Here is a 13,057-nt window from a genome sequence, read left to right as displayed (position 1 = left end):
ATGGGTTAGAAGAGTGCACCCATGACGCCATCTTTGTCTTATTTATGATGAGGGTGTTTATTCTTCCCATCTATCAATTGATAGTATCACCTTGGCGACATTTATTTCACAGAGAGAAAAATGAACATATTGGATGTAAAAGTCATGTGTATCTATTTGTTTACGGATGAGTGTGCGTAGTTCAGCAGATTATTTTCACTGGGAGCGAGGTAATCTTGCTCGATTTAAAATAATTGTTGAGGTGCGCAGATGAATGGGGATTGTCGTCTCGTTATCCGAATGGGAAGTCGCATGCGGTTTAATCACTAAGCAGATAGCAGGAAAGAGGAGTGCACCATGGAACTGGTGGTGATCCGCCATGGCGAGACGCAGGCCAATGCGGAAGGGCGTTATCAGGGCGCGCTGGATATCGGGCTCAATGACGATGGTATGCGTCAGATATCCCGGCTGGCTGAGAAGGTGGCTGTGGCACAGCCGCCGTTCGATCGGCTGCTGGCGTCCCCGCTGCTGCGAACAAGGGAGAGCGCTGCCATCTTGTCTCGTCAGCTGGGATTGGCTGTGGAGCTTGTGCCTGCCTTTCGTGAGCGGGATGTCGGCCTGTTTGAAGGGCTGACGCAGGTAGAGGCAAGAACACGCTATCCCGAACTGTGGGCGCGCAATATCACCCGGCGCTGGGCTGAAGCTCCTCCCGGTGGTGAAACCATTGATGAGGTGATTGCCCGGGTCTCACAGGGACTCACGGAACTTGCTTCGAGCATGCAAGGGGAGCGGATACTACTGGTGGCGCACGGCGTGGTCGCCAAGGTGATCCGCGCCGTAATGATTGCCGGATTTGATGACTTCTTTGAGTGGCAATTGCCCAACGGCGGCATGCTGTCAGTGAGGCTCTCTCTGGCTGATGGTGGCCCACTGCGCTTTAGCCGTCCCCTTGATGGTGGTGATTGAAACGTGCACCAAAAGCAGAACGAAAAAATCAGCGCTACCGAAAAGAGTAGCGCTGTCTTTTGTATTCGTTGCGGTTGGTTATCTCTGCAGGCAAAGGTTAGCAGTGTCACCAGAGGGCAGGGGCGTGCGCCATCAGGTCGGCTCCGGTTCCTCTTTGCGGCAGCAGTTGCGCCCCTGTTTCTTGGCCAAATAGAGGGCGGTGTCGGCTCGTCTAACCATCCTCTCTACAGTGTCATGGCTGCCCTTGCTGGCGCTGATCCCGATACTGATGGTGAGGGAGATTTCAAGAGCCCCGTCCAGTGCATGGTGCTGGGATTCGATGGCTAGCCTGATCCGCTCGGCGCTGGCCCAGGCGAGCTCGAGGGAGGTTTCCGGCAGCAGCACGATAAACTCTTCGCCACCCCAGCGACCCAGCATGTCCACCTCCCGCAGCTGTTTGCTGATCCGTTTCACCAGACTCAGGATCGCCAAATCCCCCTGCTGATGGCCAAAGGTATCGTTGACTTCCTTGAAGTGGTCGATATCGATCAGCAGCAGGCTCATGGTATGGCCAAAACGCTGGCAGCGTTGCATCTCGGCGTTGACCAGCTCGTTGAAGCGGCGCCGGTTGGCAATGCCTGTCAGGGGATCCGTGGTGGCGGCGACCTTCAACTCCTCCACCAGTCGGGCTCGCTCCGAGATATCCCGCAAGATGGCGGTCATCTCGGTGGTCGGGCCCAGATTGATCTTGGCGATGGTCACCTCCAGCGGAAATTCGCTGCCGTCGCGGCGCAGACCCATCACCGAGGCGCGGGCATGCATCGGGCGCGAATTGATGGGGGAGCTGCTGAAGGCTTTGAAATAGGTTTCGTGATTGGCGCGAAAACGCTGGGGAAGCAGGGTTTCCAGCCGCTTGCCGAGATAGCTTTCGTCGATCCCGAACATCTCGCAGGCGGCGGTATTGATAAGCTCGATGCGTGATTCGCTGCTGACACTGATGATGCCGTCATAGGCGGAGTTGACCACTGCTTCGAAGCGACGGCGACTGGTGGTGAGCGCCTCTTCCAGCTGCTTTTTGGCAGTGATATCGATGGCGGTCACGATGATCCGGTTGATCCGTGCCTGCTCGGGGATGATTGGGGAGAGAATAAAGCGCCACCAACTGGTACGCGAGAGGCTGTCGATAGGCAGCTCGCTCTCGAGCCCTGTCTGCATGCGCACACATTCGTGCATTGGCGGCTCGATGGTATTGGTGATGTAGCGGGGAAACATCTCGCTCAACTGTTTGCCAATGCTGCCAAGGACATCCAGCTCGAACGCCTTGGCAAAGGTATCGTTGGCAGAGACCAGCACAAAGTGATCATCCTTGTCGAGGCTGAACACCGCCACGGCAGCGCCGATGGCGTCGAGAGATGACTTTATGTCGGCATGGGAACCCTGTGTAAACATGCGACCTCCACGGCGAATAACATATTGATATTCAGTATAGTGTGGTCGTTTGGCTAACTACTCTTCGATATCCAGCAACACCAGAATGGCGCTGTCGCCGCCCCATTCGCGGGGGGCCTGATGGAAGGCGCGCACATTGGGGTGCTGGGCCAGCCAGCTGGGAATGCGCTGCTTGAGAATATGTTTGCCGATGCCGTGCATCACCGAGGCGACGTGAATGTTTTCTTTTTGGCAGAGGGTGAGCAGGGCCGCCAGCTCCTGTTTTGCCTGCTGCTGGTTCATGCCGTGCAGATCGAGATAGATCTCCGGCGGATAAATGCCCCGCTTGAGCTTTTTCAGCTCAAATTTTGACACATCTTCCCGCACGTAACGGGTCGGCCCATCATCGTCGAGATGGGGCTGATACTCATCGCTGAAATAGTGGTCAACCCCAAGCTTTTCGCGGGTTTCGCGCAATTCGCGTTTCTGCTTGACCGGGCGTAACTCGGCCCTTATGGTATCTTGCTTGATTTTCCGGGTACCTTTTATCGCATCGCGGAACAGCAGGGTTTCCTCGTCTGTCGGTGAGGGCGTTTTTTTCATCAGATGCTCATGTATTAGGTATGCGTCTTGCCCGCAACGTAAACGGGGCTCGGGCCGGATATTACTCGACTTGGAGGTGGATTTGGACAAGATATTTATCGATGAGGTGGTTGCCGAGATGCACACCATCCAGGACATGTTGCGTTGGGCCATGAGTCGTTTCAACGACGCCGGGATTTTTTACGGTCATGGAACCGACAACGCCTGGGATGAAGCTGTGCAGCTGGTACTGCCCGCGTTACATCTGCCACCGGATGTAGACCCGGCCATGCGCCACTCCCGTCTCACCAGCAGCGAGCGTCACCGTATCGCCGAGCTGATTATCCGCCGGGTACAGGAGCGGGTACCGGCCGCCTATCTGACCAACAAGGCCTGGTATGCCGGTTGGGAGTTCTACGTGGACGAGCGGGTGCTCATTCCCCGTTCCCCCATTGCGGAGATGGTGGCCAACCGTTTCGCGCCCTTCCTCAAACATGAACCGACCCGGATCATGGACTTGTGCACCGGCTCAGGTTGCATCGCCATCATCATGGCCCACGAGTTCCCTGAAGCGGAAGTGGATGCCATCGACATCAGCATCGATGCGCTGAACGTGGCCGAGCGCAATATCAACGATCACGGGCTGGAGCAGCAGGTCATTCCGATCCGCTCCGATCTGTTCCGCGATCTGCCGGCGGGCGACAAGTACGATCTCATCGTCTCCAACCCGCCCTATGTGGACTCCGAAGATATGTCGGATCTGCCAGACGAGTTCCGTCACGAGCCCGAGCTGGCGCTGGCGTCCGGCTCCGATGGTCTCAAGCTGACCAAGCGTCTGCTGGCTCATGCGGCAGATTTCCTCAAGGATAACGGCGTGCTGGTGGTGGAGGTGGGCAACAGCATGATCCATCTGGAAGCCCAGTTCCCCGAGATCCCCTTTACCTGGGTCGAATTCGAAAACGGCGGTCACGGCGTCTTTGTGATGACCCGTGACGAGCTGGTGCAGTATCAGGATCATTTCGCCATCTACAAGAACTAAGCAGGAGCGCGCATGGCAGGGAACAGTTTTGGTCAACTCTTTCGGGTCACCACCTTTGGCGAGAGCCACGGCCTGGCGCTGGGCGCCGTGGTCGATGGTTGCCCGCCGGGGCTGGAGATCTGCGAGGCGGATCTGCAGGGAGACTTGGATCGGCGCAAGCCGGGCACTTCCCGCTACACCACGCCGCGCCGTGAGCCGGACGAGGTGAAGATCCTCTCCGGGGTGTTCGAGGGCAAGACCACCGGCACCTCCATCGGGCTGCTCATCGAGAATACCGATCAGCGCTCCAAGGATTACTCCGACATCAAGGATCTGTTCCGGCCGGGTCACGCTGACTACACCTACCACCAGAAGTATGGTCAGCGGGACTATCGCGGCGGTGGTCGCTCCTCGGCACGCGAGACCGCGATGCGGGTAGCGGCGGGGGCGATCGCCAAGAAGTACCTGAAACAGGTGCATGGCATCGAGATCACCGGTTTTCTCTCCCAGCTCGGCCCCATCAAGGCTGAGGCGTTTGACGCGGCGCAGATTGAGCAGAATCCCTTCTTCTTCCCCGATGCGGGCAAGCTGGAAGAGCTCGATCAATATATGCGTGACCTGAAAAAAGAGGGCAACAGTATTGGTGCCAAGGTGCAGGTCATTGCCAGCAATGTGCCGGTGGGCTTAGGTGAGCCGGTGTTTGATCGTCTCGACGCCGACATTGCCCACGCCATGATGGGCATCAATGCGGTGAAAGGGGTGGAGATCGGTGACGGCTTTGCGGTAGTGGAGCAAAAAGGTTCCGAGCATCGCGACGAGATGACCCCGGCGGGCTTTGCCAGCAACCATGCGGGCGGCATTCTGGGTGGGATCTCGTCAGGTCAGGATATCGTGGTAAGCATGGCGCTCAAACCGACTTCCAGTATCACTGTGCCGGGCAAGACCATCAATACCGAAGGCGAGGCAATCGAGATGATCACCAAGGGTCGTCACGATCCTTGTGTCGGCATTCGCGCCGTGCCCATCGCCGAAGCCATGCTGGCGCTGGTGTTGATGGATCATCTGCTGCGCCATCGCGCCCAGAACCAGGGGGTGTTGACCCATACCCCACAGCTACGCTGATCGCAGTTGCTGCGCATCGACTGATCGCTCCCTGTTTGGGGATCAAGTTCGACAATACCAAAAAGGCGACCTTCGGGGCGCCTTTGCAATTTCAGGTGGTGGCTTATCCCGTCAATGCTTGCGGAGAGTGCGGGTCAGCAGATCCGCGGCGCCCGGATCGGCATTGAGGCGACACCTGGGGGGCGAGAACTTGTTGTGGGGTTTGGGCAAGGCATGAATGGCCTCGTTGACTTTGAGGATCTGTTCTTCGCTCACGCTGTTTTTGGCAAACATCAGGCTGACCGGCTGGTGGTGTAGCAACAGCTGGCAGCTGATAAACTCTTCGGCCCCCAGCTGGGCCAGCCGGTAGCGGGCATATTGCCACTCCATGATGATGCCATCGAGGCGGCGAGCCAGCAGCAGATCGATCATCCGCTCATCGGCGTTGTATTCGGTCGCCATTTTAAGCGCCGGGCAGCTATCCATCTGATGCATGGGGCGGGTGCCGCGCAACTTGCCTATCTTGAGCCCTTTCTCGTTGCACAACGCGGGCAGATTATCGAGCTGTGCCCAGCGATCCTGATGGCCGGGGATAGGGTCATTGCTCAGCAGCACATAGGCACTCTGGCGGTAGGGGGTCGAGAAGCGGGCATAGCTCTGGCGCTCCGGCAGAGGGAGGGCGGCCATCGCCACATCCAGCTGATCGTGTTCTACCAGATGCAGTGCCCGCGCCCAGGGAAGCTCGCGAAACTTGGGGGCAAAGCCCGCCTGGGTGAGGATCTGGCGGGTCAGGCTGACATCCAGCCCATCCAGCTCACCCCGGTTGTTGATTTGGCTGAAGGGGGGCCAGTGACTCCAGGCCACGGTCAGGGTCTGACTGGCATGCAGGGCAGGGCTTAGCAGCAGAAGCAGCAGGCCAATCCTTGCCTTCCAGCTGCCGCGGGGACGATATGGCGTGGTCATAGCTAAACCTCGTTATTGTGTTCTTCTATCCCGTGCTTTTGCCCCGCGAGTCAGGCCTGCGAGGGCAGATATTGTGTTGCCAGTTAATAGTGTGGTGCGTGCTACATCAATCAACGGGATTATTCGGGGGGCAGGAGGGGGATTTTCTGTTCGTGCTGGGAGGAGCATCACATTTTTCTCGTTTATCCCGGGCAACTCCGTTAGACTGCGCCTCTATTCTTTCCCCTTTGCTCTGCTCCCCGGGGAAATCGTTGTTTTCTCAATAGGCCCAGATCTTGTGAGATGGCATCGGCTCAGCAGAGGAGCCCCACCACAAATCCCCGGCGCCCCTATCTCTAGCAGGTAATTATGAGTTTTACTTCCCTCGGTCTGGCCGAACCCTTGTTGCGTGCCGTTGCCGAACAAGGCTACGACACCCCGTCTCCCATTCAGCAGCAAGCGATCCCCGCCGTTCTGGCTGGTCGCGATCTGATGGCGGCGGCCCAAACAGGGACCGGCAAGACCGCAGGCTTTACCCTGCCGATGCTGCAACGTCTGATGGAGAGCAAGCGCAAGGTTTCTCCGAACCGCATTCGTGCGCTGGTGCTGACCCCGACTCGCGAGCTGGCCGCCCAGGTGGGCGAGAGCGTACGTAACTACGGCAAACACCTGCCGATGCGCAGCCATGTTGTCTTCGGCGGCGTCAGCATCAATCCGCAGATGATGGCGACTCGCCGTGGTCTGGACGTGCTGGTGGCCTGTCCCGGCCGCCTGATGGATCTCTATAACCAGAACGCCGTCAAGTTCGACGAGGTGGAGATCCTGGTACTGGACGAAGCGGATCGCATGCTCGACATGGGTTTTATCCGCGACATCCGCCGCATCCTGGCCCTGATGCCGAAGAAGCGCCAGAACCTGCTCTTCTCCGCCACCTTCGCCGACGAGATCCGCGAACTGGCCACCGGTCTGCTGGATAACCCGGCGGTGATCGAAGTGGCCCCGCGCAACAGCACCGCCGAGCGTATCGAGCAGCTGGTGCACCCGTGCGACAAGGCCAACAAGATCGCGCTGCTGAGTCATCTGGTCACCAGCAACAACTGGCAGCAGGTACTGGTGTTCACCCGTACCAAGCACATGGCCAACCGTGTTGCCGAGACCCTCGACAAGAACGGCGTCAGCGCAGCCGCCATCCACGGCAACAAGAGCCAGGGTGCCCGTACTCGCGCACTGGCCGGTTTCAAGGATGGTAGCGTCAAGGTGCTGGTGGCGACCGACATCGCCGCCCGTGGTCTGGACATCGACAAGCTGCCGCAAGTGGTCAACTTCGAGTTGCCCAACGTGGCGGAAGATTACGTGCACCGTATCGGTCGTACCGGCCGTGCCGGTGCTGCCGGTCACGCCATCTCGCTGGTGGCTGCCGATGAAGGCAAGCTTATCAAGGCTATCGAGCGTCTGACCAAGCAGAACATTCCGTGCGAGCAGGTGGCCGGTTTCGAAGCCTCCCGCGAGACCCTGGACAATATCGCCCGTGGTATCGGCGCGCCGCTGCGCAAAGAGCCCCGCGATCCGAGCGAGCAGCGCCGTGCGCCGCGTCCGCAAGGTCAGGGCCAGCGTCAAGGTGCCGGTCGTTCCGCCTCCAATGGCAATGCGGGTGGTGCACGTACCGGTAACGGTGGCAAGCCCAAGCCGCAAGGTGGTCAGCGTCCGGCTGATGGCGCTGGCAAACCGGCTCAGGCCCGTCGTCCACGTCGCTCTACCCACAACCAGTAAGCGGCTCGGGAGCTTGACTCCCCAGCTATGCGGTTGACTGAAAAGCCCTGCCAATCTGGCAGGGCTTTTTGTTTTTTCAGCCATGCAATCGGCACTGTGTGGTGCTGCGAGAGCAGCGCTAGATGGCGGAGAGGTACTGCTTTTGCATCGCCAGCCAGCGGCCGTTATTGATAAACGCCAGCTGTACCTTGAGCAGGGCTGCAATTTCCGCCCGGTGCTTTTTATCGAGATAGAGAAAGACCTGCTCTTTGGTGATCTTCTGCCAGGGGGACGCCAGTGCGGGTTGAGAGGCGGGGCGCATTTTGATGAGCCAGTCCACTTTGCCTCGATGCAGTTGGGCAAGCCCTTGCTTCTCATCGTTCAACCAGATGACCTGATAGTTGCCGAGGAAGCGCTCGCACCACTGGATGCCACGCAGGCAGCCAATCACGGTACCCTTGGCAGGGGGCCAGCTCGGGTTATCCCTTGGCTGACCATAAATCGCCGCCTCCGAGATGGGGGCACCGATCTGCAGCAAGTGGGGATAGGTCTGATCAAAGCCCTTGATCCGGGCCATATCGCCATCGACGCATGGTCTGCCTCAATCAACTTTTCGCAGCGGGCATAAGTGCAGGGGATCAACTGAAAGTCGATGCCGGCTCGGCCAAACCAGTCATGAATAAAAGGGCGCAATATCGCAGTGTGTTCGACTGCTGCCGCCAGCTTCAGCGGGGTTGCGTGGGCAACGGGAGTCAGCCCGACAAGCAGTAACCAGCCAATCCACTTCATATCGCACTCCTGAATCGGGCTTATTTAAGCAGCACTGTTGCGACTATCTGTGCAGTGAAGAATAGCCGATTGGGATGGCTGCCAGACCGCTTCGCCAGTTATTCGTGACGGCCGGGTCAGGGGAGCAGCGCCATGATCAGGATATGGGTCGCGCTCACCAGGATCACTGTGAAGGTCAGCCCCATTCCCGCCACCCGATAACGGAAGTTCTCCGGCGTGCGGCTCATGCCAAATGCATGGCAGAGGCGGCCAAGCAGCAAGGCGCTCCCCAGCAGATGGATAAGCCAGGGGGTATGGCTGCCGGTTTCGACGAAATAGATCAGCAGCAGGGCGAGGGGGACATACTCGGCAAAGTTGGCGTGTACCCGCATGGCCCGCAGCATGGCGGGGTCATCCCCATGCCCCAGCGCCACCTTGCGGCTATGGCGGGTGCGAATGGTTCGAATGCTCAGCAACACAAACAGCAGGGCGAGCAGGGCCGCGTAAACAGGCAGTATGGTCATGGTATCTGGCTCCTTGTGTGATGATATCGAGTAGCTGGTGTTGAGACGCGATATTGCTCGGCATCTCAATGGCTTGCCTTGAGGGTAGCAGCAAACTGCTTTAGCACGACCGTCATCTATTCACTTGCCATCTGCCAAGCGCAGGCGCAAAACAAACAGCCCTGCCGAGGTGGCAGGGCTGTATTTTGACCGTGTTGATGGTGGGCTGCGCCCCGTCATTACCCCTCGTAAGGGAGGGAGGAGTGGTGTAGCACGATGCGCACCTTGCCATCATCCCCCTTCTTGAAACCCCAGGTCTTGTCGACTGTAGTTTCCTTGTTGTCGCGATCCACCAGATGCACCTTGCCCATGGTCAGCGCCATGTCGCCGTTGATATAGACGGCGGCATTGTCATAGCGATAGCTCTGCCAGTTTTTCAGGGCAAAGCCGCTATCGGCCGGATAGGCGCTGTTGTTGCCGACAAAGTAGGCCAGCGCCCCCTCGCGGTTGGTGCGAAAGGTCTGCTCGCCACCGGCAAGGGTCGGCTTGAACAGCACCGGCCCCTGCTGGTAGCCATAAGCGCTGTCGAGCACCGACTCGGCAGTCGCCTTGGCGCGCTCAATCCCACCGACGCGATAGTCATCGCTGATCTTGATAAGCGCCGCGCCCCAACCATCCTGCGCGGCCTTGATCTCCGCCTCGGTAATATTGTTGTTGGCGATTTCGGCGGCACTAAGTGCGCCGCTGGCGGCAAGCAGGACGAGGGCAAGGGTGCTCTTCTTGAGGTGCAACATCATTGTTTTAAGACTCCTGATAGCGATAAACGAGCGGGCAGTGTTGCGAAGGGGCATGAACGGTTTTTGAACTGATTATTCAGGGTTGGGTAGTAAAAAGGTCGGTATATAGCTGAAGGTTTGGGTGTTTGTTTGGTAAGGGTCGCACTCTTAATTAATGGCGGATGCCTGTATCCAACTTGATTTCTTTTCCAACAAAAAGCCCCGTCAAGTTAATTGGCGGGGCTTGGCTATTTGGGGCATTCAGTATCTGGGATTACAGCGCTGGCAGCATTCCAAGGCTGACGCTGATCTGGACGCCAACAATCAGTATGCCCATGGCGGCGGCTACTCCCAGCGCCACTACGCCACCCGGGGCACGGTAGTGGTGGGCAGGCGCCTGTTTGCGGCTCTTCCATACCAGCGCCACCGGCAGCAGTACCGCGAGGATCGCCAGCGCGATGGCGGCGTAGCCGAGGGCCATGATAAAGCCCTGCGGGAAGTAGAGGGCAAACAGCAATGGCGGCACAAAGGTGATAAGGCCAGTCTGGGTGCGGCCCTGCCAGTTGTCCTTGCGGCGGGTCACCTTGGCCATAAAGTCGAACAGCCCCAGCGTTACCCCGAGGAAGGAGGTGGCGAGCGCCAGATCGGCAAACAGGTGCATCTCCTGATTAAACGCAGGCCAGCTCACCAGCTTGCCGACGTTGGCCAGCAGGCTATCGAGCGCCCCGCCGGTTTGCAGCAGGGCTTGCTGGCCGAGCAGACCTAGGATCGCCACCTGCCACAGCACGTAGAGGATCAGCGGCAGGGCTGAGCCCCAGACAAAGACTCGGCGCAACTGCTTGGGGCAGTCACCAAGGTAGAGCATCACGCTTGGAATGGAGCCGTGAAAGCCGAATGAGGTGAAGATCACCGGCAGGCCCGCCAGTAACAGGCCCTGACCCAGCGGCATCGAGAGCAGATGCTGTCCTTCGGTGCGGGGCAGCAGCAACGCCAGCACCACCACCATGATCACCAGTTTGACAGTGAACATCAGCCGGTTGAGGTAATCCACCGAGCGGGTGCCGACACAGACCATGCCGCCAAACAGCAGGGTAAAGGCCCAGGCGGCCTGCTCCTGGCTGAGGGTCATGCCCGCATCGGCCAGCGCCTGTGCCAGCAGGCTGCTGCCGCCGCTGATGTAGGCGGAGGCCAGCGAGTAGAACAGCATCAGGATACAGAAGGAGGCGATGCGCTTGCCCCAGGGGCCGAGCAGATGATCCGCCAGCTGGTGCAGGTACCACTTGCCGGTGTTGAGGCTTGCCTCTACTTGCAGCATGGCGGTGAAGGCCATCAGGGCCCAGAGGCCGACCATCAACATCAGGGTGGCGGGGCCGCCGAGGGACGAGGAGGCCAGCGGCAGGGCCAGCATGCCGGCACCTATGGTGGTGCCGGCAATCAACAGGGTACAACCCAGGGTTTTGGTATTCATGTTATCCATCCGAACGTAGCGGTGTCAGTGCAAACAGGCGACGCCAGCAGTGACGTCAACAAGAGGGGGCTAATTGGCGTTATCAGAAGGTGCCTCCGGTGATAGGGCCGGAGGCTAGCAATATCGGAACGGGAACATCTGTACCTAAAACCTGTCAGTTGTAAAAGATGGTTGCCAAGTTAGCGGATCAAAATAGCGGAAACAACCCCTTTTATACGGATCTTGTGCTGGCTTGTGGCAATAAGTGGAAATAAATGATGACAGCGGTAGCTAATTGAAGAAAAAAGCACCAAAAAATGACTGGCAGGGGCTCATTGATACAGGTCAGCCAAGTGGTTGCTGCACGGATGGGGGAGTGCCTTGTCGTGGCGTTGGCGTTTAGTTGTGGGGTGAAGGAGTGTGGAGGCCAGTTGTTTAGTCGGCCAGACGGTAGAGAAAGCAAAGCGGGCGGGTAGGGTTGTGGGGGAAAACAATAAGGCTGCCGATGCTGGCAGCCTTATTGTCATCTGTTCGCTTTACCCACCCATTGACAGCAAATCGGGTCTGCAGCGGTCAGGTTAGCGACGGCGCTTGAGGGTGCGGCTCACATAGTGCAGCCCGCTCTGGTAGTCGCCGTTCACCGCCTTGAGCGCTAGCTCCAGCGCCTGACTCGCCAGCGCGTCGTGCTGCTGGGGCAGGGAGTTGATGCCAAAGGGGAGGAAGTCGAGCAGCCGATCGTCCCCGAAGGTAGCCATGGCGAGCTGGCTCATATCGATCTCTTGCTCCAACAGGTAGTCGAGTACCCCCTCCATCAGGATATAGGAGGTAGTGATTAGCGCTTCGGGCAGTTGACCCAGCTGCTGGTGCAGATCTTTGATCAGGCGATACCCCTCAAGGCGAGAGAAGTGATCCCCCTCGCACAGGTGGCGAGCCGCGCTGTGACTGGCGACCGCCTGCTCGAAACCGGCTTTGCGCTCCTGACTGATCGTGAGTGCCGGCAGCGCGGTGATCAAGGCGATATGGCGCAGAGTCGGGGTGAGCAGGGAGCTGGTGAGATCAAAGCTCGCCTTCTCGTTTTCACTGGCGACGGTGACAAACTTGTCGGCGGCCATCGCCCGGTCGATGGCGAGGATCTGGCTGCCTTGCGCCTGCAATTTACCGTAGAAGGGGTCGTCCGGCGGCAGGCAACTGGCCACCAGCAGGGCGTCCACATGGCGGCTCACCAGCATCTGGGCCAGCTCTTTTTCTGTGGCGGGCTCATCTTCCGAGCAGACGATGAGCAGCTGATATCCCTGTGCCCGGGCCCCCTGTTCCAGCCGTTTGGCCAGTTTGGCGTAACTGGCGTTCTCAAGGTCGGGCAGGATAAAGCCGAGGGTCTTGGTTTGGCCGCCGCGCAGGGAGGCGGCGCGGCTGTCCGGCTGATAGTTATGGGCGGTGACAACGGCCATCACCTTGTCGCGGGTGGCCTGACTGATGCGGTATTGATCGGCCTTGCCATTGATCACATAGCTTGCCGTGGTGCGCGAGACACCGGCGAGGGCGGCGATTTCATCCAGTTTCATCATATTGGCTCTGTTTGAGTTGCAAGGCCCACGGTCACTGCCGGGTGAGGGCACCGAAAAGTGTGCGCGGGATCATATCATTGAAAAGCACTCTTTGTGGGTACTTGATCAATTCGCTGAAACGATTCAGTCTGAGTGTAAGTGAAACGATTCAGCCTGTCAGCAACGAAGAGACCCAGTGGCCTGAAAATCAGGCTCCGATCACAGTCAACCGTGTTCGGGTCTATTGTCAGCTGGCGAGTTACCCTAATGTTCAA

12 protein-coding genes are annotated in these 13,057 nt (G+C 58.6%); 4 read left to right on the top strand and 8 right to left on the bottom strand.

The features are described from left to right. Positions 1-336 precede the first annotated feature (336 nt). A complete protein-coding gene (locus OKC31_RS09985; protein WP_270656853.1) occupies positions 337-945 on the top strand; it encodes a histidine phosphatase family protein in 609 nt (202 codons plus the stop codon). A gap of 132 nt (positions 946-1,077) precedes the next feature. Here the strand turns inward: OKC31_RS09985 and OKC31_RS09980 are convergent, their stop codons facing one another. Further along, positions 1,078-2,373, bottom strand: a complete 1,296-nt coding sequence (locus tag OKC31_RS09980) for a sensor domain-containing diguanylate cyclase (RefSeq protein ID WP_270656852.1) — start codon at positions 2,371-2,373, stop codon at positions 1,078-1,080. A 57-nt stretch (positions 2,374-2,430) separates the two neighbouring features. Beyond that, positions 2,431-2,955, bottom strand: a complete 525-nt coding sequence (gene smrB, locus OKC31_RS09975) for an endonuclease SmrB (RefSeq protein ID WP_005333198.1) — start codon at positions 2,953-2,955, stop codon at positions 2,431-2,433. 82 nt (positions 2,956-3,037) lie between these two features. Between smrB and prmB the strand changes: the two genes are divergently transcribed. Both prmB and aroC read left to right on the top strand, forming a co-directional pair. After that, complete coding sequence (gene prmB, locus OKC31_RS09970; RefSeq protein WP_005360393.1) at positions 3,038-3,973, top strand: 50S ribosomal protein L3 N(5)-glutamine methyltransferase; 936 nt, start codon at positions 3,038-3,040, stop codon at positions 3,971-3,973. 12 nt (positions 3,974-3,985) lie between these two features. Continuing rightward, positions 3,986-5,074: a chorismate synthase gene (gene aroC, locus OKC31_RS09965; protein ID WP_047440279.1), complete on the top strand. Its 1,089-nt coding sequence runs from the start codon at positions 3,986-3,988 to the stop codon at positions 5,072-5,074. 111 nt (positions 5,075-5,185) lie between these two features. On the opposite strand, the gene OKC31_RS09960 is transcribed toward aroC, so the two are convergent. Next, the gene (locus tag OKC31_RS09960) at positions 5,186-6,016 is read right to left on the bottom strand and encodes a substrate-binding periplasmic protein (RefSeq protein WP_270656851.1); all 831 of its coding nucleotides are present in this window, start codon (positions 6,014-6,016) and stop codon (positions 5,186-5,188) included. A gap of 348 nt (positions 6,017-6,364) precedes the next feature. Here OKC31_RS09960 and OKC31_RS09955 point away from each other — a divergent pair, with 348 nt between their 5' ends. Then, a complete protein-coding gene (locus OKC31_RS09955) occupies positions 6,365-7,765 on the top strand; it encodes a DEAD/DEAH box helicase (protein WP_005333194.1) in 1,401 nt (466 codons plus the stop codon). A 118-nt stretch (positions 7,766-7,883) separates the two neighbouring features. On the opposite strand, the gene OKC31_RS09950 is transcribed toward OKC31_RS09955, so the two are convergent. The 5 genes from OKC31_RS09950 to cra form a co-directional block, all read right to left on the bottom strand. Beyond that, on the bottom strand, positions 7,884-8,321 hold the full coding sequence (locus OKC31_RS09950) for a hypothetical protein (RefSeq protein WP_270656850.1): 438 nt from the start codon (positions 8,319-8,321) through the stop codon (positions 7,884-7,886). A gap of 328 nt (positions 8,322-8,649) precedes the next feature. Continuing rightward, positions 8,650-9,036, bottom strand: a complete 387-nt coding sequence (locus OKC31_RS09945) for an MAPEG family protein (RefSeq protein ID WP_270656848.1) — start codon at positions 9,034-9,036, stop codon at positions 8,650-8,652. Between the two features lie 218 nt (positions 9,037-9,254). Continuing rightward, positions 9,255-9,812, bottom strand: a complete 558-nt coding sequence (locus tag OKC31_RS09940) for a hypothetical protein (RefSeq protein ID WP_270656847.1) — start codon at positions 9,810-9,812, stop codon at positions 9,255-9,257. Between the two features lie 253 nt (positions 9,813-10,065). Then, complete coding sequence (locus OKC31_RS09935; protein ID WP_270656846.1) at positions 10,066-11,259, bottom strand: aromatic amino acid transport family protein; 1,194 nt, start codon at positions 11,257-11,259, stop codon at positions 10,066-10,068. A 557-nt stretch (positions 11,260-11,816) separates the two neighbouring features. Continuing rightward, on the bottom strand, positions 11,817-12,803 hold the full coding sequence (gene cra / locus OKC31_RS09930) for a catabolite repressor/activator (RefSeq protein ID WP_021230150.1): 987 nt from the start codon (positions 12,801-12,803) through the stop codon (positions 11,817-11,819). Positions 12,804-13,057 lie beyond the last annotated feature (254 nt).

The sequence above is a fragment of the Aeromonas sp. Y293-4 genome (genome assembly GCF_027705905.1).
GTDB lineage: Bacteria > Pseudomonadota > Gammaproteobacteria > Enterobacterales > Aeromonadaceae > Aeromonas > Aeromonas veronii.
This window is presented reverse-complemented; position numbering and strand designations above follow the sequence as displayed.

Bases quoted from the DNA above. Each gene is read 5' to 3' on its own strand.
- OKC31_RS09985 (WP_270656853.1), top strand. From the start codon at position 337: ATGGAACTGGTGGTGATCCGCCATGGCGAGACGCAGGCCAATGCGGAA.
- OKC31_RS09980 (WP_270656852.1), bottom strand. From the start codon at position 2,373: ATGTTTACACAGGGTTCCCATGCCGACATAAAGTCATCTCTCGACGCC.
- smrB (WP_005333198.1), bottom strand. From the start codon at position 2,955: ATGAAAAAAACGCCCTCACCGACAGACGAGGAAACCCTGCTGTTCCGC.
- aroC (WP_047440279.1), top strand. From the start codon at position 3,986: ATGGCAGGGAACAGTTTTGGTCAACTCTTTCGGGTCACCACCTTTGGC.
- OKC31_RS09960 (WP_270656851.1), bottom strand. From the start codon at position 6,016: ATGACCACGCCATATCGTCCCCGCGGCAGCTGGAAGGCAAGGATTGGC.
- OKC31_RS09955 (WP_005333194.1), top strand. From the start codon at position 6,365: ATGAGTTTTACTTCCCTCGGTCTGGCCGAACCCTTGTTGCGTGCCGTT.
- OKC31_RS09950 (WP_270656850.1), bottom strand. From the start codon at position 8,321: ATGGCCCGGATCAAGGGCTTTGATCAGACCTATCCCCACTTGCTGCAG.
- OKC31_RS09945 (WP_270656848.1), bottom strand. From the start codon at position 9,036: ATGACCATACTGCCTGTTTACGCGGCCCTGCTCGCCCTGCTGTTTGTG.
- OKC31_RS09940 (WP_270656847.1), bottom strand. From the start codon at position 9,812: ATGATGTTGCACCTCAAGAAGAGCACCCTTGCCCTCGTCCTGCTTGCC.
- OKC31_RS09935 (WP_270656846.1), bottom strand. From the start codon at position 11,259: ATGAATACCAAAACCCTGGGTTGTACCCTGTTGATTGCCGGCACCACC.
- cra (WP_021230150.1), bottom strand. From the start codon at position 12,803: ATGATGAAACTGGATGAAATCGCCGCCCTCGCCGGTGTCTCGCGCACC.